This is a genomic window from Serinicoccus kebangsaanensis, assembly GCF_008919445.1.
In the GTDB taxonomy this organism is placed as follows: Bacteria; Actinomycetota; Actinomycetes; order Actinomycetales; family Dermatophilaceae; genus Ornithinicoccus; species Ornithinicoccus kebangsaanensis.
In genome coordinates this window covers 1-26,278 of the sequence record NZ_VSLG01000007.1, presented here as the reverse complement: position 1 = coordinate 26,278, position 26,278 = coordinate 1, and the positions used below count along the sequence as shown (strand labels likewise).

The window sequence follows — 26,278 nt, the reverse complement described above, 5'->3', positions numbered from 1 at the left end:
GCTGCGGTCCGGGTCTCAGTCAGGCGGGGGAGGGCTGGGCCCGGGCGGTGACCGCCTCGTCCGTTGTGTCGGGGTCCGACTCGTCGTCGAACTCGCCGAGGATCTGCTCCAGGATGTCCTCCATCGAGGCCATGCCCACCACGCGGCCCGCGTCGTCGCGCACCAGGGCCAGCTGACCGCGCTGCTGCCGCAGGCTCGAGACCGCATCGATCAACGGCATCGAGGCGGGGAGGGAGGCCACCGGCTGCAGGAAGTCGCCCAGCGACCGGTCGCCACGCCCCTGGGCGGAGGCCAGGATGGCGTCGCGGACGTGGACCAGCCCGCGGATGCGCTGCTGGCCCTGGCGCCCGGTCGGCTCCACCACGAAGAGGCGGGACCGGCCGCTGTCGTGACTGATGTGCTCCACGTCGGCCGCGGTGGCGGTCCGGGGGACGGTCACCGCGTCGGTGGTGGGGAACATCACCGCCTCGACCGTCTCCTCCTCCAGCCGCAGGGCGCCGGTGAGGATCTGGTGGTCCGCGTCCTCCAGCACACCGTGCTCGTAGGACTGGGCCAGCAGCAGCTGCAGGTCGGCGGGCGTCTGGGCGTTGCCCAGCGCGTCCACCGGGTCGATGCCACCGATCCGCAGCAGCAGGTTGGCCAGCGTGTTCATCAGCCAGAGCACCGGCCTGGCGAGCCAGGTGAAGGCGCGGAACGGCAGCGCCAGCATCATCGCCGAGCTCTCGGGGTGGGAGATGGCCCAGGACTTGGGCGCCATCTCACCGACCACCATGTGCAGGAAGACGACGATCGAGACCGCGATGACGACGGCGATGGCGTGCACCGCCACGTCGGGGACGCCCAGGGCGTGGATCACCGGCTCGAGCAGGTAGGCGACGGCCGGCTTGGCCAGGGCGCCCAGCGCCAGGGTGCACAGGGTGATGCCCAGCTGCGCACCGGCGAGCATGAGCGAGAGCTCGCGCGAGGCGTCCACGGCGGCCCGGGCCGCGCGGCTCCCGGCCTCGGCGCGCTCCTCCAGCCGGTGCCGCTTCGCGGCGACCACGGCGAACTCGGCTCCCACGAAGAAGCCGTTGGCGATCAGCAGCACCAGGCTGACCAGCAGGGCCTGGGTGGTGCTCACCGGGCCACCTCCATCTCGTCGTCGACGTGCGGTGCGGCGATGACCAGCCCGTCCCCGAGCTGCTCGCGCTCCTCGTCGCCGAGCTCGCGCCACTCGTCGGCCGACCGGGTGACCATCGGGTGCAGGGTCACGACGTCCGGGACGAAGCGCTGGGTGCTCACCACGTCGATCCGGGTGAGGTGGACGTACTCCTCGCCGTCCCCGTCCCGACTGGTCCAGGTCACCACGACGCTGTCACCGTCCTCGGCGGTCCGACCGAGCTGGTCCAGGACCAGGCCGGACAGGGTGTCGTAGTGCTCGTGCTCGGGCAGCTCCACGCCGGTGAGCTGGGCGACCTCGTCGATGCGCAGTCGCGCGGACAGGTCCCAGATGCCCCCCGCCCGCGCGGCGCTCGTCGCCTCCTCGTCGTCGTCCTCGTCCCAGATCTCGCCGACGACCTCCTCGGCGACGTCCTCGAAGGTGACGATCCCGGCGAAGCCGCCGTACTCGTCCACGACCACGGCCAGCTGCTGGTGGCCCTCGCGCAGCGCCTCCAGCACCCGCGGGAGCGGCAACGACTCGGGCAGGATCAGCGCGTCGTCGGCGAGGTCTCGCACCAGGGTCGAGTGCCGGGCCTCCGGCTCGACGTCCAGCAGGTCGTGCAGCCCGATGACCCCCACGATGTCGTCGATGTCCCGGCCGATCACCGGGAAGCGCGCGTGCCCGCTCTCCAGGGCCGCGAGCACGACGCCGGCCAGCTCGTCGGCCTGGATCGTCTGCACCGAGGTGCGCGGCGTCATGACCTCCTCGGCGACGCGGTCGCGGAACGCGAGCCCACGCTCCAGCAGGGTGGACAGGTCCTCGTCCAGGGTGCCGCCGCTGTGCGACTCGGCGATGATCCGGGTCAGGTCCTCCGGTGTGGCCCCCTGGGGGAGCTCCTCCACCGGCTCGATGCCGACCGAGCGGAGCAGGGCGTTGGAGGCCTTGTCGAAGAGCGCGATCACCGGGCCGAGGACGGCCAGGTAGATCAGCGTGCTGCGGGACAGGGCGCGCGCCAGCGGCACCGGTCGGGCGATGGCCCAGTTCTTGGGGCCGAGCTCACCGATGACCATCTGGAGCACGGTGGAGAAGACCAGGGTGCCGATCGAGAAGATCGAGATCATCGCCGCCCGGGCCAGCCAGCCGGCGTCCGCGTAGCTGTCGGTGAGCCCGCGGACCAGCAGCGCCTCGCCCAGGTAGCCGACCATCAGCGCCGTCACGGTGATCCCGAACTGTGCTCCGGACAGGGTGAACGAGAGCCGGGAGGTGACCTTGAGCGCCCGCTGAGCCGCGGCATCCCCGCCGTCGGCGAGGTGCCGGAGCCGCCCGCGGTCCACGCTGACGTAGGCGAACTCCTGGGCCACGAAGTAGCCGGTCATCAGGGTGAGGATCACGATGACGGCCACGCCGCCCGCGATGAGCATCAGGCGCCCCCCGCGCCTCGGGTGAGCCGGGCGAGGTCATCGCCCGGCTGGGGACTCGGAGGTTGCGCGTCGGCGCCCGATCGATCCATGTGGTCCAGTGTACGACCGTCGGTAGGGTCGCCCCGTGTCCTCGTCTCCCGGTCATGGCCACCACCTGGGTCCCACCGCACTCGTGTCGGTGGGGCTGGGCGGTGCCGTGGGCGCGCTGCTGCGGTGGGGGGTCGAGGTGCTCGTCCCCCTGGGGCAGGGCTGGCCGTGGTCGACCCTGCTCGTCAATGTCGCGGGCAGCGCCGCGCTGGCCTGGCTGGTCGTCCACACCGACCGCCGTGCGCACCCCCCGTGGCTGCGACCCGGGGTCGGCACCGGTCTGCTCGGCGGCTTCACCACCTTCTCCACGTATGCCGTGCAGGTCGCCGTGGTGGGCGCCGACCGTCCGGTGCTGGCAGGTCTCTACCTGGTGCTGACCCCGCTGCTGTGCGTGGCGGCCGCCGCGCTGGCCGGCGGTGCCGCGACCCGTCGGGACGACCGATGATCGAGGGTATGCCCGTGCTGCTCGCCGTCGCGTGCGTCGCCGTCGGCGGTGCGCTGGGTGCGCTGCTGCGCCACGTGGCGTCCCTGCCGCCGCTGGGGCCGCTGCGCGGGACACTGGTCGTCAACGTGGTCGGCGCGCTCGCGCTCGGGGTGCTGGTCGGGCTCGGGGGCCGCCTCCCCACGTGGGCGTTCCTGCTCCTCGGGACGGGCGCCTGCGGGGCGCTGACGACGTGGAGCACCCTGGCGGTCCACACCTGGCAGCTGGGCCGGCGCTCGCGGCGACGCGCGGCGGCATACCTCGGGCTGTCCCTCCTCCTCGGGGTGCTGGCCGCCGCGCTCGGCGTCGGCGCCGCCAGCGTGCTGCTCTGAGCCGGAGGGGACAGACACGGGTGCCCCAGGTCCGGGGGAGTGTCGGTGTCCTCTCCTACGGTGGGAGGAACGACCTGGTCGACCGGTGAGAGGAGGGCGCACCAGATGGTCCGTTTCCTGCATACGGCCGACTGGCAGATCGGCTTGACCCGCCGCTTCCTCGAGCCCGAGGCGCAGGCGCGCTTCACCGCGGCTCGCGCGGACGCCATCCGTCGCCTGGGCCGGATCGCCCACGACCAGGGCTGTGAGTTCGTCGTCGTCTGCGGGGACGTCTTCGAGAGCAACCACCTCACCGGCCAGACGGTGCGTCGCGCGCTGGACGCGCTGCGCTCGGTGCCCGTCCCGGTCTACCTCCTGCCGGGCAACCACGACCCGCTGGACGCCGCGTCGATCTACCGCTCCGAGCTGTTCCTCGCCGAGCGTCCCGAGCACGTGCACGTGCTCGAGGTCGCCGGCGCGCACGAGGTGTCGCCCGGGGTGGAGCTGGTCGCCGCGCCCTGGGAGAGCAAGCATCCGGGCCGCGACCTGGTGGCCGAGGCGGTGGCGACCCTGCCCGAGGGGGTGGCCCCCGACGGCGTGACCCGGGTGGTCGTGGGACACGGCGCGGTGGACGACTTCGACCCGGAGTGGCGCCACTCCGCCACCATCCGGACCGCTCCGCTGGTGGAGGCCCTCGACCAGGGTCGGGTGCATCACGTCGCGCTCGGGGACCGGCACTCGCACACCGAGGTCGCGGGCCGCGGTGACATCGTCTACTCCGGCACTCCCGAGCCCACGCGGGAGACCGAGGTCGACCCCGGGCACGTGCTGGTGGTGGACGTCGACCCCTCCCGCCCGGCCGGCGAGCGGGCGCGCGTCCGACCGCACCGGGTCTCGACCTGGCGCTTCCTGACGCTGGACCGCCAGGTCGACGCACCCGCGGACGTCGAGGCGCTGGACGCCGAGCTCGGGGCCCTGGCCGACAAGGAGCGGACCATCACCTTCGTCAACCTGCGCGGCACCCTGTCGGTCGCGGCGCACGCCCGGCTGGAGGAGGTGCGCGAGCGGCACCGGGACCACCTGGGTGCCCTGGTCGAGCGGGACCAGCACCGCGACGTGGCCGTGGTCTCCGACGAGGAGGTATGGCGCGAGCTGGGTCTGGGGGGCTACCTCGCCTCGGCGGTCGACCAGATCCAGGCACAGGCGCACGACTCCGCGCAGACGCCCCGCGACGGCGGCGAGAGCGTGGCTGAGGACGAGCCCGGTGGCCGGTCCGCCTTCGTCGTCGGCCGCCCCGACGACGACGAGAGCGCGCGCGATGCGCTCTCCCTCCTCTACCGCCTGGGCCGGAGCAGGGCATGAGGTTGCACCGGATCACGCTGCGCGACGTGCGGGGCGTCACCGAGCGGACCGTCCACTTCCCGGACTCGGGGGTGGTGGTCGTCGAGGGACCCAACGAGATCGGCAAGTCCACCCTGCTCGAGGCCTTCGACCGGCTGCTGGACCTCAAGGCGACCTCGAGGAGCGCCAGGGCCCAGGCGCTGCAGCCGATCGGACGGGACGTGGCACCCTTCGTCGAGGCGGAGTTCTCCCTCGCGGGGCAGCGGGTGCGGCTGGCCAAGCAGTGGTTGCGCAGCCCGCGCACCGAGCTGGAGATCCTCGGGCAGCGGCCCGAGCAGCTCACCGGCGCGGCGGCACAGGCCAGGCTGGAGGAGCTCACCGCGGCCCTGGACACCACGTTGTGGGAGGCCCTGCGGCTGGCGCAGTCCGACGACGGCACCCTGGTGCCGCTGATGTCCAGCGGCGTGCTGCAGGAGGCGCTTGACGCGGCGGCGGACGCCCACCTGCACGACGGCGACGGTGAGCAGGTCCTCGACCTGGTCGAGGACGAGTACCTCCGCTACTTCACGTCCCGGACCGCCCGCCCGACGGGGGACTACCGGGCCGCGATCGAGGCCTGGACCGCGGCCCAGGAGGACGTGGCCGAGGCCCATCGGCGGATGGTGGAGGCCGAGGACCTGCTGACCCGGCAGGCCCAGGCGCAGGCGGACGTCCAGCACCGCACCGAGGAGCTGGCCGTCGCCGAGGCCGAGCTGCGGGGTGCGCGGGAGAGGTCCCAGGCGGTCGCCGAGCTGGTCGCCGGGCACCAGCGGGCCACCGAGCGGTGCGACGCGGCGCGGTCGATGGCCCGGGCCGCGGCGCACGCGCAGCAGGCGAGACGGCGGCAGGTCGACTCGCTCACCCGTCTGGGCGCGACCGTGGCCGAGCACGAGCAGGAGGTCACCACGCTGGAGCGGCAGGCGGAGCGGGTCGCGGACTCCCTGCGTGAGGCGGAGGCCGGGCTGGTGGCGTCCGAGGCCGCGGTGGAGCAGGCCGAGGACGACCTGGAGCAGGCCCGGCGGCGGCGCTCCCTGGCGGAGGCCACCGACGAGCTGGCGTCCCTGGAGCGGGCGGTCGCCGAGGTGGCCGGGCGCGTCGAGACGCTCACCCGCGCGCGGGCGGCGATGCCCGAGGTCCCGGTCTCGGAGACCCGTCGGCGGGAGGTCGAGCGGCTGCGGCAGGAACTGGCCGTGCTCGAGGCCCGCCACGAGTCGGCCAGCGCGGCGGTCCTCGTCGAGTCCCTCGGTGCCCCGGTGGAGATCGGTGCCGTCGACAGCGACGGCTCGCCCGCGCCCGATCCGTCGCCCGACGCGGCCCACCCGACGCCGGGCCGGTCGGGCCGTGGGAGTGCTGCCACCCTCGCCCCCGGTGAGTCGCGGCAGGTCGCCGCGACGGACGACCTGGAGATCGTGGTGCCCGGTGCCGCGCGCGTGGTGGTCCGGTCGGCGGAGGCGGGTGAGCGCCGCGCGGCGGTGGCCGCAGCCCGGTCCGCGCTGGCCGACACGGTGGCCGACCTCGGCTGCCGGGATGCCGACGAGGTCGAGCAGCGCGCCGCCAGCACCGCCGCGGCGCAGCGTGCCCTGGAGGAGGCGGAGCGGGACCTGGCCGCGGTGCTGGCGGCGCACGACCTCGCTCCCCTGACGGGCGCGGTGGCGGCCACGGTGCCGGCTGCCCTGACGGATCGCCGGGACGGCCTGCGGGCGCGGGTGGAGGCGCTGGCCGCCGACCTGCCCCCCGCGGCGGACCCCGCCCCGGAGGGGGCGCAGGTCGCCGAGGACGAGCGGGTGGCTGCCGCGCTGGTCCGGACCCGCCGCGAGGCCCGACGTGCCGCCTCGGCGGAGCTCGCCACCGCCGGTCGGCAGGCCCGGGAGGTGACCACCGCCCTGGACCGGTTGGCGGGGCAGCTGGACGGCGAGCGGGCCCGTGCGGAGCAGGAGCAGGAGCTCCTGGACCAGCAGCGGGCGCAGCTGCCGGACTCCGAGCTCGACGACCGCGCCACCGAGCACGAGGCGGCGCTCGCCGAGGCGCAGGCCCGGGCGGCGCAGGCCCGGCAGGCGATGAGCGACGCGGACGTGGAGGGCCTGGCCGCGCAGGTCCGTGCGCACGAGGCCGCGCTCGCCCGGCTCCGGTCCGAGCGTGAGCGCGCCCGGGACCACCTGCACGCCCTGACCGGGCAGGTCGAGCTGGCGGCCAGCGAGGGACGCCGGGAGCTCTACGAGCTGGCGGAGGCTGGGCTGGACGAGGCCGAGCGCCGGCTGGCCGCGGTGGATCGTCGCGCGCGGGCGGTCCGGCACCTGCGGGGCGCGTTGCACGAGCACCGAGACTCGGCGCACCGGGCCTACGTCCGACCGTTCACCGACGTGCTGGAGCGACTGGGTCGGCGGGTCTACGGCGACAGCTTCGCGGTCACCGTGGACCAGCGGCTCAGCGTCCAGGCCCGCACGCTGCACGGCACGACCGTGCCCTTCGACGAGCTCTCCGGTGGCGCGAAGGAGCAGCTGGGCATCCTCGCCCGGATTGCGGTGGCGCACCTGGTCGACCCGACCCAGGGGGTGCCGGTCGTGATCGACGACGCGCTCGGCTACTCCGATCCGCAGCGGCTGGAGCAGATGGGCGGGATCTTCGCCGGCGGTGCGGGCGCGGACCCCCGCGACGTCCAGGTCATCCTGCTCACCTGCACCCCGGACCGGTATGCCTCGATCCCCGACGCGCAGACCGTGCGCCTGGAGGCGTCGTGACGGCGTGCCCGGTCAGGACGGCGGGACCGCGACGCGGCCGGTCGGCTCGTGCTCGACCGGGAAGTTCACCGACGCGGCGATGAAGCAGGCCTGCGCCGCCTCGGCGTGCAGCGCGGGCAGCTGCTCCAGATCGGCGGCCCGGGCCACGGTCACCACCGGGCGCAGCAGGACCCGGGTGAAGCGCCCCCCGATCCCGGACTGCTCCATCGTGCCGACCGGGGCATCCTCGTAGGCCACCACCGTGACGCCGTGGGTGACCGCGACGTGCAGCAGCGACAGCAGGTGGCACTCGCTGAGCGCGGCGACCAGCAGGACCTCCGGGTTCCACCGCCCCCGGTCCCCGCGGAAGGCGCGGTCCGCCGACAGCGGGAGGTCGGGCATACCCTCGCTGGTGGCCACCACCGACCGGTCGTAGTCGCGGTAGCCCGAGGTGCCCGAGCCGCGGTTGCCGGTCCACGAGAGGCCCAGCTGGTAGGTGTGCGTCGCCATGTCCCCAGCGTGGCAGGTCGGGCCGGCTGCACCGTCTCGGCTCGCGCGCCGGCACCCACCTCGTTAGCGTCGAGAGCATGAGCGAACAGCGAGCCATCACGGTCACCCGCACCATCGACGTCGCCGCCAAGGACGTCTTCGAGGTGCTGACCCTGCCGGAGAACCACGTGGCGATCGACGGGTCCGGCTTCGTGCGGTCCGTGGACCACGGCGACCGCATCACCGAGACCGGGCAGGTCTTCACGATGAACATGTCCGGGGATCACATGGGTGGGGACTACCAGACCGACAACCACGTCACCGGCTACGCCAAGGACAAGCTGCTGGCCTGGCAGACCGCTCCCGCCGGCACCGAGCCCCCCGGCTGGGAGTGGGTGTGGGAGCTGACGCCGCAGGGCCCGGACAGCACCGAGGTGCACCTCACCTACGACTGGGGCAAGGTGACCGACCCGGACCTGCTCGCGAAGGTGAGCTTCCCCCTGGTCGAGGAGGAGCAGCTGGAGGCCAGCCTCGGCAACCTGGCGGCCGCGGCGACCGGCTGAGGGCGCCGCAGGACGGCGTCCGCCTCACCCGCCGGCCGCCAGCTCCAGCAGGGCCGTGCTGCGGCCCGTGGGGCCGTCCCAGGTGATCGACGAGATCGCGGTCACCACGGCATTGACGCGGGTCCAGCGGTGCAGGTGGTCGGGGTCGATGCCCACGAGCACGGCGAGCTCGTCCGCGCGCGCCCGCATGGCCGCAGGGTCGCCGTCGGCGATGACGAAGTCGACCATGTCGAAGCACGGGTCGCCGAGGCACAGCTTGGGGTCGATCGCCACGAGCCCACGGCTGCCACCGTCGAGCACGTTGCCCAGGTGGAGGTCACCGTGGATGACCACGGGGTCGGGGCCCTGCCGGAGGAGCTCCCGGCAGTCGGCGACCGCCCGCTGCCACAGCGTGTCCGGCACCTCGGCGCGGACCGACGGCAGCTGCTGCCGGGCGCCGATGCGGTCGATCATCTCCTCGCACCGGGCGGCCAAGGTGCCGTCCACCCCGGCCGCCGCCGTCCCGTGCAGGTCGCCCAGCAGCAGCGCCCACTCCTGCGCCGACGGCGGGGAGGAGCGGGTGCGGTCGAGGGTGTGCCCCGGGAGGACGCGTTCCAGCAGCACGGCGCCCATGGCGGGGTCGTCCGCCAGGACCCGGGGGACCCGACCGGTGGGCGCGAGGTGACGGAGCATCTGGACCTGGCTGCGCAGGAAGGCGGCATCGGGGCTGACCTTGAGGACGGCAGGCCCGCGGCCCGCCGTGGTCGCCCCGAGGACCACCGAGGTGGCGCCGGAGGCGTAGCGGCCCTCCACCTCGAGCTGCCACCGCTCGGTGAGCTCGGAGACCACCCCGGGCAGTGCCTCCCCGAAGGCCCTCGCCCGGGCGGCGCCGAAGCGGTCGTCCAGGCCCGCGGCCGCTCGCCTCAGGTCCTCGGAGCTGATCACCAGCCCACCCTAGGGCGGCATCCGGGCATGAGACGATGTGCCCGGTTCCGGCGCCACGAGCCCGGTCCGCCCTCGTAGCTCAGGGGATAGAGCACCGCTCTCCTAAAGCGGGTGTCGCAGGTTCGAATCCTGCCGGGGGCACGCCTGTGGCCGGCGGTGGCGTCGCCCGCCCGCGGACCAGGAGGTGACGGTGGCGCGCAGCCGGGAGGATGCCTGGGAGGAGCGGCTGGCGCTGCCCGTGCTGGTCGCGGCCCTGGCCTCGGTCCCGGCGGTGTTCCTCACCCTGCTCGCCGAGCCCTACTCCACCATCGGCACGGTCACGAACTGGCTGGCCGGTGGGGTGCTGGTGGCGGAGACCCTGATCCTCTTCCTCGTCGCCGAGGACCGGAAGGCCTGGCTCGCCAGGCACTGGTGGCTGGTGCTCCTGACCGTGGCCGTGGTGGTGGCCGTGATCCTCGCGGTCGGCCCGGTGCAGCTGCTCCGGCTGCTGCGCGTCGTGGGCGCGCTCCGGTTGGTCCGTGCCGGCCGCATCCTCAAGGCGGGACGTCTGCTGCAGCAGCGCGCCGGGCTCACCGGGCGGTGGGAGCGGGTCCCGATGATGCTCGCCACCGTCCTGGTCGCGGCCTTCGTGGCGGTGATCCTGGCCGACCCTACCTCGCAGACCCGGATCCTGCTCTCGCAGGCGCTGGGCAGCACCGCGAGCACCGTGCTGACCATCACCGCCGGGCTGCTGCTGGCCGTGGCCACCTTCGTGGTGCTGCGGCAGCGGCGCCGCCGACGCGATTCGACGGACGACGTCGCCGGGTCGTGACCGTGCGGATCCGGCGGCGGTCAGCTCTCCTGGAGCGGCAGCGTGAGCCGGGTCCGCATGTCGGCCGGGTCGGCACCGGGGGTGGGCTCGGTGAGGTACTCCTCGTAGAACCAGCCCAGCGGCGTCGCCCCCTGGTCGCGCGCCCAGCTCACCAGTCGCTCCCAGGACGTGCCGAGGTCGTCGTACGCGCCCTCGTGCACCAGACGCGCCGCCGGCCCGCCGGGGAGCTCGGTGACCTGGACCGCATCGGTGGCCTCGACGGCGGGCCCGACCGGGAAGCCGACCTCCACGTCCATGGTGTCGCCCGGCTCGCGCGCGTAGCGGGCGAAGGCCGGCCCGGTGGGCTCGGCGCCCTGCTGCTGCAGCGCGTCCGCGAGCGTGCCGAAGCCGGAGTCGAAGAAGGTGCGGACATCGGCCACCGGCACGTCCGTGCCGCTGACCACGGCCACGCGGGCTGTTCCGACCGTCTCCAGGGTGGGCGACGTCTGTTCCGACATGAGGGTCCTCTCGTGCGACGGGTCGTGCCCATGGTGACCGACGAGCAGCGCCCAAGTCATCGGTGCCACCGCGTCTCGCCGCCCGTGGACGGCATACCCCTCCGCGTGCGTGAATAGGGGGACGGGCGCGAGAGGAGCCGCAGATGAGCATCGAGGGGATCAGGGCAGAGGTGCCGCCGAGCGGCACCGGGTGTGCCGAGTGCACGGAGGCACAGGGGTGGTGGGTCCATCTGCGCCGGTGCGCCGAGTGCGGCCACGTCGGTTGCTGCGACAGCTCACCGGGTCAGCACGCGAGCGCCCACTTCCGCGACAGCGGTCACCCGGTGGTGCAGAGCTTCGAGCCGGGTGAGGACTGGTTCTGGTCCTACGCGAAGGAGAAGGGCGTCCTCGGGCCGGCGCTCGCCGCCCCCACCAGCCGGCCGGAGGACCAGCCCGTCCCCGGGCCCGCGGGCAGGGTCCCGGCCGACTGGCGCATGCGCATCCACTGACCCGCGTGGCTCTCCGGCCTGCGATAGTGCCACCGTGACCGATCGCGTCCTCCGCCCTGCCGTCGACCCGGCGCAGGTCCAGTCCCGGACCGTGCTGACCCTCATGGGCAGCCAGACCCTCGGCGGCATCGGGGTGGCCAGCGGCATCGCGGTCGGGGCGATCGTCGCGGCCGACGTCAGCGGGCGGGACGCCCTGTCCGGTCTGGCCACCACCACCCAGGTCCTCGGCGGAGCACTCTTCACCATCCCGATCGCCGCGCTCATGGGCCGGCACGGTCGCCGGCTCGGGCTCGCGACGGCATACCTCGTAGGCGCCCTGGGGGCGGCGCTCGCGATCGCCGCGACCGCCAGCGGGACGTTCTGGCTGCTGCTCGTCGGCACCACGCTCTTCGGGGCGTCGACGACGGCGGGCAGCCAGGCGCGGTATGCCGCGACCGACCTCGCCGTGCCCGAGCGGCGCGGCCGTCAGCTCAGCTGGGTGGTGTGGGCCACGACGCTCGGGTCGGTGCTGGGGCCGAACATGGTGGGCCCGGGCCGGGCGGTCGCCCTCGGGCTGGGGCTGCCGCCGCTCGCCGGCGCGTGGGTCTTCTCGACGATCGCCTTCGGGCTCGCCGCGGCGGTGCTGCACGTCGCCCTGCGACCGGATCCGCTCATCACCGCACGCCGCCTGGCCGGCGTCGACACGGAGCAACCGGTGGGACGGCAGGGCAACGTCGGGGACGGGCTGCGGCTCATCCGTCGCACCCCTGCCGCGCTCTGGGGGACGGCCGCGCTCACCGTCGGGCACGTGGTCATGGTCGCCGTCATGGTGATGACACCCCTGCACATGCGGCACGGTCAGGCCGAGATCGAGCTGATCGGGCTGGTCATCAGCCTGCACATCCTCGGCATGTACGGCCTGGCGCCGGTCACCGGTCAGCTCACCGACCGGCTGGGTGCCCGGCCGGTGGTGCTCATCGGGGTCGGGCTGCTCGTGCTGGCGTGCCTGCTCGCCGGGCTGAGCCACGCCGGCTTCTCCGGCGGGCTGACGGCCGGTCTCGTCATCCTCGGGCTGGGCTGGTCCTGCACCATGGTCGCCGGCTCGGGGACGATCGCGGGCTCGGTGCCGGTCGGCCAGCGCGCATCCGTGCAGGGTGCGGCCGACCTGGTCATGGGGCTGACCGCCGCAGCCGGCGGCGCCCTGGCCGGAGTCGTCATGGACCTGTTCGGCTATGCCCTGCTCTGTGCTCTCGCGGCCCTCGCGGCGGTGCTGCTCGGGGCCTACACCGTGGCGCGCGTCGGTGCACCCAGCCCGAGTCGTTAGCCTGTGCCGGTGAGTTCGCTGCGCCCCCCGCACACCCTCGACGAGGCACGCGTCGAGGCGGTGCAGCGCGCCCGCACGACGTGGCGCCACGAGGTCGCCGAGCTCGGTGGCCCGAACACCCTGCTCTGGCACCGGACGTCTCTGACCGGCACCTTCGACCTCAACCTGGCCCACCCGGGCGGGGTCGCCAAGCTCCTGTCCGGTCGGCCGACGCCGCTGTCCGACCTGGTCCGCGAGCAGGTCGCCTTCGCCGACGCCCGGCGCCGGATCGGCGGGATCCGCGACAAGGTCACCGAGATGCGGCGGGAGCACGGGCTGGAGACCAGCTTCCTCGCGATCGGGCTGGCCACGTGGACGCTGCACCGGGTGCCCGTCCCGCCACGGGCCCCCGTGCTGCTCCGGGCCTGCACCATCACCCCTACGGACGCCGCGCACTCCGACTTCGTGCTCGAGCTGCACGAGGACGTCGTCTTCAACCCGGTGCTGGAGCACTACCTGCGCAGCGAGGCGCACCTGCAGCCCGACCCGGCCCTGCTGGCCGGTCTGTCCTCGCAGAGCCACGGCTTCGACCCTCGGCTGACCTACCAGGCGTTGGAGGACATCTGCGTCGAGATGGCCGGGTTCGGCATCGGCCCGCAGATGGTCATCAGCACCTTCCCGTGGGCGAAGCTGCCGCTGGTCACCTCCTACACCGGCGACCCCGAGACGCTCGCCGGGCACGACGTCGTGGCCGCGCTGGCCGGGGCGGACGTGTCGCCACGCACCTCGGCCCCGGACCCGGAGCGGGCCGACGACCCGGCACGTGAGCTGAGCGCGCTGGACGCCGACGCCTCGCAGCGGCTGGTCGTGGACGAGGTCTCGCACGGCGGTGACCTGGTGCTGGACACGCCGTCCGGGACGGGCGCCACCCAGACGATCGCCAACGTCGTCGTCGCGGCGCTCTCCGAGGGGCGGACCGTCATGGTGTGCTCGGAGGACCGCAGCTCGCTGGAGGCGCTGCGCCGCCGGCTGGACCACGTCGGCCTCGGCGACCTGTGCCTCTCCCTCGCCGAGGACCCGGCGTCCATGCGCGCGACCCTGGCGGCGGTCCGCCACGCGCTCGACCGGCTGCCGGCCGAGGACGAGCCTGACCTCGGTCCGGACCCGCTGCCGGCCCGGACCGACGCCCTGTCCGTGCTGCGCCGGGAGCGGGACGTGCTGCACCGCGAGCACGAGCCATGGGGATTCACCCTGGCCCGCACCGAGGACGACCTCTCCGCGCTGGGGACACTGGACCACCCGCCGGCGTCCCGGGTCCGCCTCCCGCTCGACGTGCTGCGCACCCTCACCGAGGACGAGCTGTCCGCCGTGACCGACGCGCTCATCGAGGCGGCGGACGGCGGCGCCTGGTCGACCACCCGCACCGAGGACCCGTGGTATGCCGCCCGCCTCACCAGCGAGGACGAGGCCTCCCGGGCCGGCGAGATCGTGGCTCGACTCGTCTCCGGCGAGTTCAGCACCGCTCGCGACCAGGCGGACGCCATCTGCCGGGCCGCGGGGATGCCGGCGCCGTCGACGCTGACCCAGTGGGCCCACCGCCTCGGGCTGATCGCGCGCGCCAGCGACACCCTCGACCACTTCTCACCGGGCATCTACGACGCGCCGCTGGACCAGATGGTCGCGGCCCTCGGGTCGACCGACCTCGACACCGCGGTCCAGCGCCCCGGTGCCGTCGCCCGCGCCCGGTTGCGTCGTCAGGTGCGGCAGCAGCTGCGCCCGGGCACTCCGCCCCCGGACCTGGCGCACCGCGTCCGGATGGCGCGCGACGAGCGCCGCGAGTGGGAGGAGGTCGCCGGGAAGGCGGCCCGCCCCACCGCGCCGGAGGGCTGGGACGAGGCGCTGGCGGCGCATACCCCGATCGGGGAGGACCTGGCCTGGCTGGAGCAGGCGCTGAGCGGCACCTCGACCGGCCACGAGCTGTCCACCACCCACCTGGACACCGTGCTCGAGCGCCTGGTGCGGCTCGACGCCCGAGCCGACCGGGCGGCGGTCGCTGCGCACGCGCACCCCTTGCTCGCCCCGTTGCGGGAGCGGGGTCTCGGCGAGCTGATCGACGACCTGGCCCGGCGGGGCGTGCCCGCGGAGCGGGTCGGCGCCGAGGTGCGCTTCGTGCACCGCAGCTCCGTGCTGGACCACCTCACCTCCGACGCCGTGCCGCAGCAGGTGGGCGGCGAGGCCGTGCGCGAGGCCGAGCGCACCTTCCGCGCCGCGGACCGAGCCCACCTGCACCGCAACGCCCTGCGGGCGCGACGGGCGGTCCTGCGGCGGCTGCGCCGCACCCTGTCCGGGCACGCCTCCCAGCTGGCGGCGTGGCAGCGCGCCCTGGAGGCCAGCAGGGTCGGCGCCGTGGACTCGCGCGACATCATCAGCCGGGCCCCGGACGTCGTGCTGGCCGCGGCGCCGGTGCTGCTGACCAGTCCGCTGACCGTCCCGGCGGTGCTGCCGCCCGACCTCACCCTCGACCTGGTCGTCGTCGACGGTGCCGCCAGGACCACCACCGCGCGGTGCGCCCCGGCGCTGGCGCGCGGTCGGCAGGTCTTCGTCGTCGGTGACAGCGGCGGACCCGGACCGCGCACCTTCTCCGTGGTCGCCGACCCCCGGGCGGAGACCGACCCCGGCCGGCCGGACGGCGCGTCACTGCTGGAGCAGGCGTCCGCCGTGCTGCCCGTGCGCCACCTGGGCGTCCACTACCGCGCCCTGGACCAGGGGCTGGTAGCGCCGCTCGCACCGCTGATGCCCCGGCCGGTGCACTCCTTCCCGGGCACCGCCCGGGGTGCCTGCGTGCGGGAGCACGTCGTCGACGGCCACATCCAGGCGCGGGTCGAGAAGGCGGTCGAGCTCGTCCTGGCGCATGCGAGGTCAGGCCCGGAGAGCCTGCTGCTGGTCACCGACGACGAGGCGGGTGCGGAGGACGCCGGGATCGCGCTGCGGGCGGCGCTGGCCGGCACCGAGCTGCCGGCCTCGCTCTCCGACGACGAGCGGGACAGCGAGGCCTTCCTCGTGCTCCCCGTCCACCGGGTGGCGGGCCAGACCCGGGACCGCGTGGTCTGGGTGTGCTCGCCCGAGGCGCTCGCCCGGGCGGAGGTCGCCGGGGCGGCGCTGGCCGGGGCCCGGCGCAGCGTCGACATCGTGACGGCGACGCCCGTGGAGGGCTGGGCCGGTGGCGGCAGCCACGGGGGCGGCATCGTGCGGCGGGCGCTGGTGCCCGACGCCGAGGAGCACGGTCATCACTCCGCGGTGCTCACCGAGCTCGTGCGTCGGCTGCGCGCGGAGGGGCTGCAGGTCAAGGAGGGCGTAGGCCACGGCCCGCACGCCGTCGACGTCGCCGTCGTCTCGCCGACGGACGAGGGGGTGTATGCCGTCGCCGTCGACGGCGACGCACGGGACGGCTCCGCCCCCGCGCCCGGCCGCGACGACGTCCGGCTGCGGCACGACCAGCTCACCCGGATGGGTTGGGCCCCGGTGCGGATCCGGACGACGGACGTCTTCACCGACCCCGCCCGCGAGGTCGCCCGGGTGCTGCAGGCGCTGCGCGAGCGCGGCTGATGGGCGGGCACGGCGGCCCCGACGAGGGCGCTGCCGCGCCGTCCGGTCGGGACCCGGGGGAGCGGCGGCGCACCCGTCGCCGACGGGCGGTGGCGCCGCCCACCAACCCCGCTTCGGACCAGTCGGACGACGTGCCCTCTGGGAAGCGGCGTGACCCCGCGGCCGATGACCGCCGCGCCCGCGACACTGCGCACCCCCGCCGTCTGGACCCCCGGGACAGCTGGATCCTCGAGCAACGACCGCCCCACTGGGACTGACATGCAGAACGCCCCGGCCCGGACCGTGGTCCGTGCCGGGGCGTCCCGGTGCGAGCGGCTGCCCGCGCGAGGTCGCTCAGAGCGAGCCGTCGGCGCGGCGCTGGGCCAGCAGGTCGCGGATCTCGCGGAGCGTCGCCACCTCGTCGGTGACGGGCTCCTCCTCGACCGGCTTGTTGCGGTTCAGGCGCTCGGTCATCTTGTTCATCGGGGCGACGAGCACGAAGTACACGACGGCCGCGGTGAGCAGGAAGACGATGAGGGCGTTGACGATCGCCGCGAAGTCCATGTAGGTCGCGTCGTTGCCCGAGATGATGCGGAACCCGAGACCGGAGGCCTCGGCGCCACCGGCAGCGTTGAGCAGCGGGGTGATGATGCTGGACACGATGGTGTCCACGACCGCGGCGAACGCCGAGCCGATGACGACGGCCACGGCCAGCTCGACCACGTTGCCGCGCATGATGAAGTCCTTGAAGCCGCTGAGCATGGCCTCTCCTTTCGTCCCGAGCGCAGGCAGGGCGGTTCGCTCGGAGGGGTGTTGGGTGATGGCCCGCTGATACCTCGCCCCTGGGGCCAGTCGAGAAGTGTATACCGCACCAGCGATGACGATCACCCTTTCGGGGGAGGCCGTCGTGTGAGGTTACTCACGCGTCAACCAGGCGGGCCGTGGGCGTGGAGCGCGACGAGGAGGGCGGTGCCCAGCGGATCTGCCCCTCGCGCCGCCGCCAGCGCGGCGGCGGTCGGCTCGTCCACGGCGACCCAGAGGCCAGGGCTCTGCGCCGACGTGGACCGGAGCACCAGGGCCTCCCGGGCGACCACCGCCCCGTCGACCGGGCTGTGCACGTCGACGCGGTCACCGGCACCGGCGGTCTGCGCGACGGCCGCGTCGGCGACCGGCAGGTAGACGGCGACCACGTCGGCCAGACCGTCGAGCAACGCGCTGCCGCGCAGGTCGGCCCCGGTCAGCACCTCGCCCGCCTGGACCGGCACCGCCAGGGCTGCACCGGCCGGTGGCCGCTCGGTCAGCACCCCGGCGGGCAGGGCGTCCGGCGGCAGGTGGCGCAGCTCGGTGTCGGCGGCGCGGGGGACGGTGCCGACCGGGAGGTCCCGCACCGCCACCAGGGCGGGCACCTCGCCCGGCCCCGGCCGTTGGAGCACGAGGTGCAGGCTCCCACCGACGGTGAGCGCGGCGAGCGCGGCCGCCAGCCAGCGTCGCAGAGCAGGGTTCCCGAGCAGCCGGGAGAGCGCGCGGTGGTGCACCGCGGGGGAGCGGGCGCTTCGTCGGGTCACCCTCCCGACGGTAGGCAGGCCCGCGCGGGCGGGCCAGGGGTCAGCGGGAGGCTGTGGACGACGAGCCGGAGGGCTTGGTGGGTGTGGACGAGGAGCTGCCGGTGCCCGAGGACGAAGCCCCGGTCGTCGAGGACGACCCCGAGGACGAGCCGGTCGACCCCGAGCCGTCCTTGGTCTTCGTCCCACCTGTGCGCTCGCCCGTGCCGGACTCGCCCTTGCCCGAGTCCGACGTGCCGGACTCGCCCCTGCCGGAGGAGCTGGTGCCGGACCCGCGCGAGTCGGTGCGGTAGAAGCCCGACCCCTTGAAGACCACCCCCACCGCGCTGAAGACCTTGCGCAGCGAACCCGCGCACTCCGGGCATACGGTCAGCGCGTCGTCGGTGAAGGCCTGCTGGATGTCGAAGGCATGGCCGCAGTCCCGGCAGACGTATGAATACGTGGGCACGAGGGCCGATTCTACGTCGCCTCCCGCGGTGCCTCCGCACCGTCGCCTAGGCTGGGGGCCGTGTCCCGACCCCTGTGGCAGCGCGTGGCCGTGCCGGCGGTCGCGATCCTGGTGGTCGTGGCCGTGGCGACGGCCGTCATCGGCGTCGGCCTGGCCCGGCGGGCCTTCCCCCAGGTCTCGGGCGAGCTCGAGGTCCCGGGGCTGGCCGGGCAGGTGGAGGTCATCCGGGACGAGCGAGGCGTCCCGCACATCTACGCCGACACCCCCGAGGACCTGTTCCGGGCCCAGGGTTACGTCGCCGCGCAGGACCGCTTCTTCCAGATGGACATGCGGCGGCACGTGGTGAGCGGGCGGTTGTCCGAGCTCGTGGGCGAGGCCGGGGTCGAGACCGACCGGGTCATCCGCACCCTCGGCTGGCGGCGGGTCGCCGAGCAGGAGCTCGCGCTGCTCTCCCCGGACGCCCGGACCTACCTGTCCGCCTACGCCTCCGGGGTCAACGCCTACATCGACAGCAAGCGGGCGCCGTCGGCCATGGGCGTGGAGTACGTCGCGCTCGCCCAGAGCGCCCCGGGGTATACCGTCCGCAGTTGGGACGAGGTGGACTCGCTGGCCTGGCTGAAGGCGATGGCGTGGGACCTGAGGGGCAACTACGACGAGGAGCTGGCCCGTGGCCGCCTGGTCGGGCAGGTCTCGCTGGACCAGCTGGAGAACCTCTACCCCGACTACCCCCTCGACGAGCATCCGCCCATCCTGTCTCCCAGCGAGTGGTCCCCGCCGGAGCGGCCCTCGCCCGGTGTGACCGACACCAGGGGTGGCAGCCGCGGCACGGTGCTCGCTCCGGTGCCGGGGCAGACCGACCCGGCCGAGCTGGGGCGGCTCGGGGAGCCGCTGGCCCCCGACGGGCCGACCTCGGACACCACGCGGCAGTGGCTGGCCGGCGGTGCGCAGGAGGCCCTCGAGGACACGGGCTCCGTCCTGGCCGCGGTGCCGCAGCTGCTGGGTCGGGGTGAGGGGATCGGGTCCAACTCGTGGGTCGTCTCCGGCGAGCACACCGAGTCCGGGCGTCCCCTGCTCGCCAACGACCCGCATCTCGGGATCTCCCAGCCGGGCATCTGGATGCAGGCCGGGCTGCACTGCCGCGAGGTGAGCTCGGCCTGCCCGTTCGACGTCACCGGCTTCACCTTCGCCGGCTTCCCGGGCGTGATCATCGGCCACAACCAGTCGATCGCCTGGGGCTTCACCAACCTCGACCCGGACGTCACCGACTTCTACCTCGAGGACACCTCCGGGGACACCGTCCTGCGGGACGACGAGCGGGTCCCGATGGAGGTCCGCACCGAGACCATCCGGGTGGCCGGTGGTGACGACGTGCAGCTGCAGGTGCGGGAGACCTCCAACGGCCCGATCGTGTCCGACGTCCTCGCCGACGTGGGCGTCATGGGTGACAACGGCCCGATCGACGGGGTGCACACTTCCCGCGACTTCGAGGTCGCGCTGCGGTGGACCGGCCTGGAGCCGTCCCGCACCGCCGAGGCCGTCTTCGCCCTCAACGCGGCGACCGACTGGGAGGGGTTCCGCGGCGCCGCCGAGCTCTTCGCGGTGCCCTCGCAAAACCTCATCTACGCCGACACCGAGGGCAACATCGGCTACCAGGCACCGGGGCTGGTGCCCATCCGTCGCACCGCCACGCACGCGACCCCACCGGGCTACTACCCGGCCCCCGGCTGGGACGAGCAGTATGCCTGGACCGGGTGGGTCGACTTCGACGACCTGCCCTCGGCATACAACCCCGAGGACGGGATGGTCGTGGCGGCCAACCAGGCCGTCGTCCGGGGGTCGACCCCCTTCCTCACCAGCGAGTTCGACAAGGGCTACCGCTCCAGCCGCATCCTCGAGCTGCTGCGAAGCCACCTCGACGACGGCCCGCTGACGTCGGCCGACATGACCGCGATCCAGCTCGACGACACCAGCACCTTCGCGCTGGAGGTGGTCCCGTTCCTCACCTCGATCGACCTGGACGGCGGGTTCTACACCGAGCCCCAGGACCTGCTGCGCGACTGGGACGGCACCTCACCCGCGGAGGGTGAGCAGTCCGCCGCGGCGGCCTACTTCTACGCCGTCTACGACAACCTGCTGGAGGCGGTCTTCGACGACGAGCTGCCGCCGGACCTGGGAGCGGACGGCAACTCGCGCTCGATGCAGGTGATGTCCGAGCTGATGGCCACGCCGGAGAGTGTCTGGTGGGACGACCAGCGCACGCCGGGCGTCATCGAGTCCCGGGACGAGGTGCTGCGCACCGCCCTGGTGGATGCCCGCCTGGACCTGACGCGCACCATTTCCAAGAACCCGGACGACTGGAGCTGGGGGCAGTTGCACCAGGCGCACCTGCGGCACGAGGTCCTCGGGGCCGAGGGCGTGCCCGGCCTGGTGCAGGGCATGGTGAACCGCGGCCCGTTGCCGGTCTCGGGCAGCAGCGCCATGGTCAACGCGATGAACTGGGACGCCGCGAGCGGCAGCTTCGACGTCACCTCCGCCCCCTCCATGCGGATGGTCGTGGACCTGGCCGACCTGGACGCCTCCACCTGGGTGAACCAGACCGGGATGTCCGGCCACCCCTTCCACGCCCACTACGACGACCAGATCCAGGCCTGGGTCGAGGGGGAGACCTTCCCGTGGGCGTTCACCCGCGCGGCCGTCGAGGAGGCCGGCACCGACACGCTCACCCTGGTCCCCCAGGACGGCTGATCAGGGCAGCGGGAGGGGGGTGACCCCGCTGGCCGGCCGCAGCACCCCGTCGACGACCGCGTCGTGTCCCGCGGCGGGGACGTCGGGGACGACCTCGTGGTCGTGCAGGACGATGACCACCGGTGCCCCGCCCGAGAGCTCGCGCAGCCGCGGCAGCACGGTGTCGTAGTAGCCGCCGCCCTGGCCCAGCCGCACCCCGGCGCGGGAGACCGCCAGTCCGGGGACGAAGGCCAGGTCGACGTGTGCGAGCGCCTGCTCCCCGAGGGGGCGCCGGTCCGGATCGGCCAGGTCGGCCCAGTCCAGCCGAGGACGCTCCAGCGTGAGGGGCACGAGCACCCGCACGCCGGCCCGCCGCAGGACCGAGGTGAGCCCGTCGACGGGCGGCTCGGTGCGCATCGGCTCGAAGGCGGTGACCGTCGCCCCGGCGAGTTCCGCGCGACCGGTGGCGGCGGCATACCGGCGCAGGTGCGACAGACCGCCCTCCCCGAGCGAGCGGGCGACCTCGTCCCGCCGCCCGTCCGTCCAGGTCGACACCAGCTCACGGCGGGCCGCCCGCACGAGCGCCCGCCACTCCGCCTTGTCGGCGGCGACGTCGGCGCTCGGACGGTAGGGCGGGAGGGACAGGCTCATGCCGCCCGATTGTGGCCGATGCTCCTAGGGTGGGGCCATGATCACCGTGGATGAGCACCTGGACTCCGTGCTGGCCCAGATCGAACCCGTGGCCCCGGTCACGCTCCCGGTCCGTCGCGCCCAGGGCCTCGTGACCACGACCGACGTGCACAGCCGCACCGACCTCCCGCGCTTCGACAACTCCTCGATGGACGGGTATGCCGTGCGCCGCGCCGACCTCGACGGCGCGAGCCCGGAGAGCCCCGTGGTGCTCCCGGTCGCGGGCGACATCGCCGCGGGGGACCAGGAGGCGCACGAGCTGGCACCCGGGCAGGTGTGGCGGATCATGACCGGTGCGCCGGTGCCGGCCGGCGCCGACGCCGTCGTCCGGGTCGAGGACACCGACGCCCATCCGCACGAGCCGCAGCTGCGCGTCCACCCGGACGAGGGGGCCAACATCCGACGGGCCGGTGAGGACGTGCGGGAGGGTGACCTCGTCCTGGAGGCCGGGAGCCGGATCGGCGCCGGCGAGATCGCGGCGCTGCTGTCCGCCGGCGTGAACGAGGTCGAGGTCGTCGGTCCCGTGCGGGTCGCGATCCTGTCCACGGGCGACGAGCTCGTGCGTCCCGGCGAGGAGGTGGGCCCGGGGCAGATCATCGACTCGAACGGCCCGATGCTGGAGGCGCTGGTGCGCGACGCCGGGGCCTACGTCGTGCACGTGGGTCACCTGCCCGACGACGAGAGCGCCACCAAGAAGCAGCTGCACCGCCAGCTGGAGCACGCCGACCTGGTCATCACGACCGGCGGCGTGAGCAAGGGGGAGTTCGACATCGTCAAGAAGGTGCTCACCGGGCAGGGGTCGATGGAGTTCGTGGAGGTGGCGATGCAGCCGGGCAAGCCGCAGGGCTTCGGTGTGCTCGGGCGCCAGGAGGTGCCGGTCTTCACCCTGCCCGGCAACCCGGTGAGCACGCTCGTGAGCTTCGAGGTCTTCGTGCGACCGGCCATCCAGCGGCGGGCCGGGCGGCGCGAGGGCGGTCGGCTGGCGCGCGGACTGGCCACGACCGGATGGCGCAGCTCGGCGGAGCGGCAGACCTACACCCGGGTGCGGGTCGACCGGGACCCGACCGGCGCGTATGCCGTGTCGCCGGCGGGTGGCCCGGGCTCGCACCTGGTCGGGCCGCTCGCCGTGGCGGACGCGCTGGCGATCTCCGGGGCGGACGCCACAGAGGTCGCGGCCGGCTCCGAGGTGGAGCTGCTGCTGCTGCGCCCGCAGGCCGAGATCGACGCCCGGCTGCACGCCGAGGACGACGACCACGACGAGGACGGCTGATGACCGACGCACCGCGTCTGACCCACCTGCGGTCGGACGGCACGGCATACATGGTCGACGTCAGCGCGAAGGAGGTCACCGCGCGCTCCGCCACCGCCCGGGGAAGGGTGGACCTCGCGCCGGCCGCCGTCGCCGCGCTGCGGGAGGGCACCGTGCCCAAGGGGGACGCGCTCGGGGTGGCGCGGATCGCCGGCATCCAGGCGGCGAAGCGCACCCCTGACCTGGTGCCCCTGTGCCACCCGATCGCCATCCACGGGGTGGAGGTCGACCTGGAGGTGGACGACGGGGGCGTGGAGATCACGGCGACCGTGCGCACAGCCGACCGCACCGGGATCGAGATGGAGGCTCTGACCTGCGTCAGCGTCGCCGGGCTGGCGCTGGTGGACATGATCAAGGCGGTCGACAGGCTCGCGGTGATCGGTGGCGTGCGGGTGGTGGCGAAGTCGGGCGGGCGCTCCGGGGACTGGGTGCGTGAGGAGTGAGCTGGCGCTGGCCGGTCGCCGTCCGGCACGAGCTGCCTGACGGGAGGCGGCTGGCGCTGCGCCCGCTGGTCCGGGGCGACCGGTCGGCGTGGGAGGAGCTGCGGCGGCGCAACGAGGCCTGGCTCCGGCCCTGGGAGTCGACGGCTCCGGGGGAGTCGACCGACAGCCTGCCCTTCCACCAGATGCGGCGGGTGCTGGACCGGGGGGCGAGGGACGGGCTGGTGCTGCCCTTCGTCATCGAGGTGGACGGTGGGCTGGTCGGCCAGATGCAGCTCTTCGACGTGCTGTGGGGTGCCCGCCGGTCGGGGTGGGCTGGCTACTGGCTGGACCGGGAGGCGACCGGCACCGGGGTGGCGACGTGGGCGCTGGCGGCACTCGTGGACCATGCGCTGCTGGAGGCGGGGCTGCACCGGGTGGAGGTGGCGATCCGGCCGGAGAATGCCGCCTCGCTCGCCGTCGTGGAGCGGCTGCGGCTGCCGGAGGAGGGGCGGCAGCGGGGCCTGATGCACGTGGACGGCCGGTGGGCCGACCACCGGTCGTTCGCGGTGGTGGTCGAGGATCTGCGGCGGGGAGGGTATGCCCCGGGTGGCCTGGTGCCGCTGCTGCAGGGTCGGGCCGGGTGACCTGACGGGTCGCGTCGTGACCGGGCGCGGAGCAGGGCGGGACGGGGCCTGGGCGGGGCGTTCACGGCAGTCACAGCAGAAACTCCCGCGACACTCCGGCAACCTCACTCCATCCTGCCGGACCGGCACCTACCGTGAGGTTCGTGCCCCCGGTCAGCAGCTTCATCTTCGTCGTCATCCTGGCGGTCTGGGCTGTCTATCTCGTGCAGCACTGGGTCCGCCGCCGTGAGCACGTCGCGACCGCGCGGTCGGTGGACCGCTTCTCCGATGCCATGCGCGTGCTGGAGCGTCGGCGCGCGCTGCCGCGGCCGGACATCGCGGAGCAGGCTCCGGCCGCCTACTCGGTGTCCCCGCTGCGTCCCGCCCGCCCGGAGGTCGTGGTCAAGCGGGGCGTGAGCGCGCCGGCTGCCGAGACCCGACCCGCCGCCGGCCGTGATGCCCGGCCCGCGACGTCGGAGCAGGGCCGACCCGCCGCCACGCGACCGCTCACCGGAGCCACCGCGGTCCGGCCGACCCCCGCGCTGCGCCGCGCCCGCCGCGCCGCCCAGGTGCGCGCGATCGCGCTCCTGGGTGCCTCGGTCGTCATGGTCGCGCTCGTCTCGCTGGGCGTGAGCCCGGTGCTGGACTGGTGGTGGGGCTTCGTCGGCGTCGGGGTGCTGGCGGCGACGCTGCTCCTCGTGCGCCGGTCGGCCGCCTCGCAGCGCGCTCGTCGTGCGCGGACCCGAGCCGCAGCGCCGTCGAGGAAGGCCGGGGCGTCCTTGGCCCAGCCCGCGATGGCCACGGACGGGGACACCCGCACGAGCCCCCAGGCCGAGGTCGCGCCCCCGGCCGAGGTGGCCGTGACGGCGGAGGCCGACGAGTCGCCCCTCGCCGCCCAGGCCCGGGCGGCGGCCGCGCCCCGATCCGCACGCCGCGTCGTGGACCTCGAGCCGGCCCGCCCGGCCATCTTCGACATCGACGAGGTCGAGGCCGGCCTCGTCGCCCGGACGGCAGGAGCCGCCTCCGCCCAAGCCCAGGTGGCGGACGACGCCGAGAGCCCGGCCGCACCCGGGTCGTGGAGCCCGACCCCCGTCCCGCCGCCCACCTACACGCTCAAGGCGAAGGCATATCGTGGCGCGGCGCAGCCGGCCACCGGGTCGACGCAGCTGCCGGCGGACGGCACGGAGATGGCGCTCGAGGAGGAGTTCGAGGACCTTCCGCAGATCCACCGCGTCGGCTGATCGGGACGCCTGAGCAGTTTGGGTTGGTGAGCTGCTGGTCTGTATAGTCTGGTGACGCACACGGGGCTGTGGCGCAGTTGGTAGCGCGTCTCGTTCGCAATGAGAAGGTCAGGGGTTCGATTCCCCTCAGCTCCACCATCGGACAGTTCGTCTGGAGAGAGCCCGTCGTTGATCGGCGGGCTCTTTCGCTGTCCACAGTTTCTTGCCGAGTTCGAACATGTGTGCTAAGATCATCGCATCAGTTCGATCACCGGGGGGTGAGGGGCATGACCGCGACGGCGGTGCAGGGCGGGAGCGCAGACGAGCCAGGCGTGGGCGGCGCTGGGCATGACGGGAGTGCCCTGTCGGGTCTGACCGACGAGGCCCTGTTGGCTCTGGTTGGCCCGCTGCTGTCCGGGCGGGAGGGGCTGTCTGCGGATGAGTGCCTCGACGGCATCGAGGCGGCGCATCTGCTCGCGCGGCGGGTGGAGGGTGCCCGGTTGCACGGGGCCGGGGAGCTGGCTGCGCGCACGGGTGAGGAGCTGCTGGCGCGGCAGGACGTGGCCGACCCGGCCGAGCTGTCCCGGACGGCGCGGGACCGGTGGCGGGCCAGGGCCAAGTCGGTGGCCGCGGTCGAGATCTGCGCATTGACCGGGATGGGCCGCGGCGCGGCCCGGCAGCTGGTCGCGGTCGCCCTGGCGCCGGTGTCCACGCGTGGGCCGGTCCGCGACGCGCTCCGCGCAGGCGTGGCGACATGGGGGCAGGTCGAGCACTTCTGGCGCAAGGCCTCCCAGCTGCCGCACGAGGATGCCGGGCAGGTCGCGCAGGCCCTGTTCAGGACCCAGGAGACGCTCCGTCGCGGCGCAGATGCCGGGGCGGACCCGGACATCGGGGATGCGGCCCCTGACCTCAGCTCGCTGGCCGTCGAGCGCCTCGACCGGGATGGCAACGTCTGCGATGCGCCCTGGGGCGCCAAGCAGTTCGTGCAGGCTGGAGCCTGTCAAGATGTCTGTGTAAGTGATGTGAGTCACAGTGGGTTTACAGGTGGGCGTTGATGCGGTCGGGGTAGACGAGGGAGAGCTCTCCCAGGGCGGCTTTCCAGC

At 74.2% G+C, this 26,278-nt stretch carries 24 protein-coding genes and 2 tRNA genes; 17 read left to right on the top strand and 9 right to left on the bottom strand.

Annotation, left to right across the window (positions count from 1 at the left end; genetic code table 11):
* Window positions 1-19: 19 nt before the first annotated feature.
* Together FXF60_RS09110 and FXF60_RS09105 are read right to left on the bottom strand one after the other, a co-directional pair.
* On the bottom strand, window positions 20-1,120 hold the full coding sequence (locus FXF60_RS09110) for a hemolysin family protein (RefSeq protein ID WP_151525660.1): 1,101 nt from the start codon (window positions 1,118-1,120) through the stop codon (window positions 20-22).
* On the bottom strand, window positions 1,117-2,562 hold the full coding sequence (locus FXF60_RS09105) for a hemolysin family protein (RefSeq protein WP_151525659.1): 1,446 nt from the start codon (window positions 2,560-2,562) through the stop codon (window positions 1,117-1,119). Before FXF60_RS09105 ends, FXF60_RS09110 begins: the two co-directional genes overlap by 4 nt.
* A gap of 124 nt (window positions 2,563-2,686) precedes the next feature.
* On the opposite strand from FXF60_RS09105, the gene FXF60_RS09100 reads away from it, so the two are divergent.
* The 4 genes from FXF60_RS09100 (at window position 2,687) to FXF60_RS09085 (ending at window position 7,559) form a co-directional block, all read left to right on the top strand.
* Window positions 2,687-3,094: a fluoride efflux transporter FluC gene (locus tag FXF60_RS09100; RefSeq protein ID WP_151525658.1), complete on the top strand. Its 408-nt coding sequence runs from the start codon at window positions 2,687-2,689 to the stop codon at window positions 3,092-3,094.
* 8 nt (window positions 3,095-3,102) lie between these two features.
* On the top strand, window positions 3,103-3,462 hold the full coding sequence (locus FXF60_RS09095) for a fluoride efflux transporter FluC (RefSeq protein ID WP_151525657.1): 360 nt from the start codon (window positions 3,103-3,105) through the stop codon (window positions 3,460-3,462).
* 105 nt (window positions 3,463-3,567) lie between these two features.
* Window positions 3,568-4,803: a metallophosphoesterase gene (locus FXF60_RS09090; protein ID WP_151525656.1), complete on the top strand. Its 1,236-nt coding sequence runs from the start codon at window positions 3,568-3,570 to the stop codon at window positions 4,801-4,803.
* The gene (locus tag FXF60_RS09085; protein WP_151525655.1) at window positions 4,800-7,559 is read left to right on the top strand and encodes an AAA family ATPase; all 2,760 of its coding nucleotides are present in this window, start codon (window positions 4,800-4,802) and stop codon (window positions 7,557-7,559) included. The genes FXF60_RS09090 and FXF60_RS09085 overlap by 4 nt, the downstream gene beginning before the upstream one ends.
* 12 nt (window positions 7,560-7,571) lie before the next feature.
* On the opposite strand, the gene FXF60_RS09080 is transcribed toward FXF60_RS09085, so the two are convergent.
* Entirely contained in the window at window positions 7,572-8,048 is a 477-nt protein-coding gene (locus FXF60_RS09080; RefSeq protein WP_151525654.1) for an OsmC family protein, read from the bottom strand.
* Window positions 8,049-8,125: 77 nt separating this feature from the next.
* Here FXF60_RS09080 and FXF60_RS09075 point away from each other — a divergent pair, with 77 nt between their 5' ends.
* Window positions 8,126-8,590: an SRPBCC family protein gene (locus FXF60_RS09075; protein WP_151525653.1), complete on the top strand. Its 465-nt coding sequence runs from the start codon at window positions 8,126-8,128 to the stop codon at window positions 8,588-8,590.
* A 24-nt stretch (window positions 8,591-8,614) separates the two neighbouring features.
* On the opposite strand, the gene FXF60_RS09070 is transcribed toward FXF60_RS09075, so the two are convergent.
* On the bottom strand, window positions 8,615-9,514 hold the full coding sequence (locus FXF60_RS09070; protein WP_192796674.1) for an aminoglycoside phosphotransferase family protein: 900 nt from the start codon (window positions 9,512-9,514) through the stop codon (window positions 8,615-8,617).
* A gap of 68 nt (window positions 9,515-9,582) precedes the next feature.
* Between FXF60_RS09070 and FXF60_RS09065 the strand changes: the two genes are divergently transcribed.
* Window positions 9,583-9,655 (top strand) — tRNA-Arg (locus FXF60_RS09065).
* Window positions 9,656-9,704: 49 nt separating this feature from the next.
* Window positions 9,705-10,325 carry a hypothetical protein gene (locus tag FXF60_RS09060; protein ID WP_238335785.1) on the top strand — a complete coding sequence of 207 codons (621 nt, stop codon included), beginning with the start codon at window positions 9,705-9,707 and terminating at the stop codon, window positions 10,323-10,325.
* Between the two features lie 20 nt (window positions 10,326-10,345).
* Here the strand turns inward: FXF60_RS09060 and FXF60_RS09055 are convergent, their stop codons facing one another.
* Entirely contained in the window at window positions 10,346-10,822 is a 477-nt protein-coding gene (locus FXF60_RS09055) for a GyrI-like domain-containing protein (protein ID WP_192796673.1), read from the bottom strand.
* Between the two features lie 143 nt (window positions 10,823-10,965).
* Between FXF60_RS09055 and FXF60_RS09050 the strand changes: the two genes are divergently transcribed.
* From FXF60_RS09050 to FXF60_RS09040, 3 genes are read left to right on the top strand one after another with little or no spacing between them, the layout of a single operon-like run.
* A complete protein-coding gene (locus tag FXF60_RS09050) occupies window positions 10,966-11,310 on the top strand; it encodes a UBP-type zinc finger domain-containing protein (protein WP_151525649.1) in 345 nt (114 codons plus the stop codon).
* Window positions 11,311-11,344: 34 nt separating this feature from the next.
* Window positions 11,345-12,613: an MFS transporter gene (locus FXF60_RS09045; RefSeq protein ID WP_238335784.1), complete on the top strand. Its 1,269-nt coding sequence runs from the start codon at window positions 11,345-11,347 to the stop codon at window positions 12,611-12,613.
* A gap of 9 nt (window positions 12,614-12,622) precedes the next feature.
* Window positions 12,623-16,198 (top strand): PDDEXK-like endonuclease domain-containing protein, encoded by a 3,576-nt coding sequence (locus FXF60_RS09040; protein WP_151525648.1) that lies wholly within the window; start codon window positions 12,623-12,625, stop codon window positions 16,196-16,198.
* Window positions 16,199-16,531: 333 nt separating this feature from the next.
* Here the strand turns inward: FXF60_RS09040 and mscL are convergent, their stop codons facing one another.
* The 3 genes from mscL to FXF60_RS09025 form a co-directional block, all read right to left on the bottom strand.
* Window positions 16,532-16,939 carry a large conductance mechanosensitive channel protein MscL gene (gene mscL, locus FXF60_RS09035; protein ID WP_151525647.1) on the bottom strand — a complete coding sequence of 136 codons (408 nt, stop codon included), beginning with the start codon at window positions 16,937-16,939 and terminating at the stop codon, window positions 16,532-16,534.
* Window positions 16,940-17,103: 164 nt separating this feature from the next.
* The gene (locus FXF60_RS09030; protein ID WP_192796672.1) at window positions 17,104-17,742 is read right to left on the bottom strand and encodes an SAF domain-containing protein; all 639 of its coding nucleotides are present in this window, start codon (window positions 17,740-17,742) and stop codon (window positions 17,104-17,106) included.
* A 40-nt stretch (window positions 17,743-17,782) separates the two neighbouring features.
* The gene (locus tag FXF60_RS09025; protein ID WP_151525645.1) at window positions 17,783-18,187 is read right to left on the bottom strand and encodes an FmdB family zinc ribbon protein; all 405 of its coding nucleotides are present in this window, start codon (window positions 18,185-18,187) and stop codon (window positions 17,783-17,785) included.
* A gap of 60 nt (window positions 18,188-18,247) precedes the next feature.
* On the opposite strand from FXF60_RS09025, the gene FXF60_RS09020 reads away from it, so the two are divergent.
* A complete protein-coding gene (locus FXF60_RS09020; protein ID WP_151525644.1) occupies window positions 18,248-20,932 on the top strand; it encodes a penicillin acylase family protein in 2,685 nt (894 codons plus the stop codon).
* Here FXF60_RS09020 and FXF60_RS09015 read toward each other — a convergent pair whose 3' ends face one another.
* Window positions 20,933-21,562, bottom strand: a complete 630-nt coding sequence (locus FXF60_RS09015; protein WP_151525643.1) for a 5-formyltetrahydrofolate cyclo-ligase — start codon at window positions 21,560-21,562, stop codon at window positions 20,933-20,935.
* Window positions 21,563-21,599: 37 nt separating this feature from the next.
* Between FXF60_RS09015 and FXF60_RS09010 the strand changes: the two genes are divergently transcribed.
* The 6 genes from FXF60_RS09010 to FXF60_RS08985 all read left to right on the top strand — a co-directional run bounded on the left by FXF60_RS09010 (window position 21,600) and on the right by FXF60_RS08985 (window position 26,230).
* Window positions 21,600-22,871: a molybdopterin molybdotransferase MoeA gene (locus FXF60_RS09010; RefSeq protein ID WP_151525642.1), complete on the top strand. Its 1,272-nt coding sequence runs from the start codon at window positions 21,600-21,602 to the stop codon at window positions 22,869-22,871.
* Window positions 22,871-23,353 carry a cyclic pyranopterin monophosphate synthase MoaC gene (gene moaC, locus FXF60_RS09005; protein WP_151525641.1) on the top strand — a complete coding sequence of 161 codons (483 nt, stop codon included), beginning with the start codon at window positions 22,871-22,873 and terminating at the stop codon, window positions 23,351-23,353. Before FXF60_RS09010 ends, moaC begins: the two co-directional genes overlap by 1 nt.
* Window positions 23,350-23,976 (top strand): GNAT family N-acetyltransferase, encoded by a 627-nt coding sequence (locus FXF60_RS09000; protein WP_151525640.1) that lies wholly within the window; start codon window positions 23,350-23,352, stop codon window positions 23,974-23,976. Before moaC ends, FXF60_RS09000 begins: the two co-directional genes overlap by 4 nt.
* Window positions 23,977-24,119: 143 nt before the next feature.
* Window positions 24,120-25,196, top strand: coding sequence for a SepX/GlpR family protein (locus FXF60_RS08995; protein ID WP_151525639.1), 1,077 nt, complete (start codon window positions 24,120-24,122; stop codon window positions 25,194-25,196).
* A 62-nt stretch (window positions 25,197-25,258) separates the two neighbouring features.
* Window positions 25,259-25,334: transfer RNA gene (locus FXF60_RS08990), tRNA-Ala, on the top strand.
* Window positions 25,335-25,462: 128 nt separating this feature from the next.
* Window positions 25,463-26,230, top strand: a complete 768-nt coding sequence (locus tag FXF60_RS08985) for a hypothetical protein (RefSeq protein WP_202879597.1) — start codon at window positions 25,463-25,465, stop codon at window positions 26,228-26,230.
* The last annotated feature ends 48 nt before the right edge of the window (window positions 26,231-26,278 follow it).

Excerpts from the sequence above, each read along its gene's own strand:
- FXF60_RS09105 (WP_151525659.1), bottom strand. The coding sequence starts at position 2,562 with ATGCTCATCGCGGGCGGCGTGGCCGTCATCGTGATCCTCACCCTGATG.
- FXF60_RS09095 (WP_151525657.1), top strand. The coding sequence starts at position 3,103 with ATGCCCGTGCTGCTCGCCGTCGCGTGCGTCGCCGTCGGCGGTGCGCTG.
- FXF60_RS09090 (WP_151525656.1), top strand. The coding sequence starts at position 3,568 with ATGGTCCGTTTCCTGCATACGGCCGACTGGCAGATCGGCTTGACCCGC.
- FXF60_RS09085 (WP_151525655.1), top strand. The coding sequence starts at position 4,800 with ATGAGGTTGCACCGGATCACGCTGCGCGACGTGCGGGGCGTCACCGAG.
- FXF60_RS09080 (WP_151525654.1), bottom strand. The coding sequence starts at position 8,048 with ATGGCGACGCACACCTACCAGCTGGGCCTCTCGTGGACCGGCAACCGC.
- FXF60_RS09075 (WP_151525653.1), top strand. The coding sequence starts at position 8,126 with ATGAGCGAACAGCGAGCCATCACGGTCACCCGCACCATCGACGTCGCC.
- FXF60_RS09055 (WP_192796673.1), bottom strand. The coding sequence starts at position 10,822 with ATGTCGGAACAGACGTCGCCCACCCTGGAGACGGTCGGAACAGCCCGC.
- FXF60_RS09050 (WP_151525649.1), top strand. The coding sequence starts at position 10,966 with ATGAGCATCGAGGGGATCAGGGCAGAGGTGCCGCCGAGCGGCACCGGG.
- mscL (WP_151525647.1), bottom strand. The coding sequence starts at position 16,939 with ATGCTCAGCGGCTTCAAGGACTTCATCATGCGCGGCAACGTGGTCGAG.
- FXF60_RS09015 (WP_151525643.1), bottom strand. The coding sequence starts at position 21,562 with ATGAGCCTGTCCCTCCCGCCCTACCGTCCGAGCGCCGACGTCGCCGCC.
- FXF60_RS09010 (WP_151525642.1), top strand. The coding sequence starts at position 21,600 with ATGATCACCGTGGATGAGCACCTGGACTCCGTGCTGGCCCAGATCGAA.
- moaC (WP_151525641.1), top strand. The coding sequence starts at position 22,871 with ATGACCGACGCACCGCGTCTGACCCACCTGCGGTCGGACGGCACGGCA.
- FXF60_RS08985 (WP_202879597.1), top strand. The coding sequence starts at position 25,463 with ATGACCGCGACGGCGGTGCAGGGCGGGAGCGCAGACGAGCCAGGCGTG.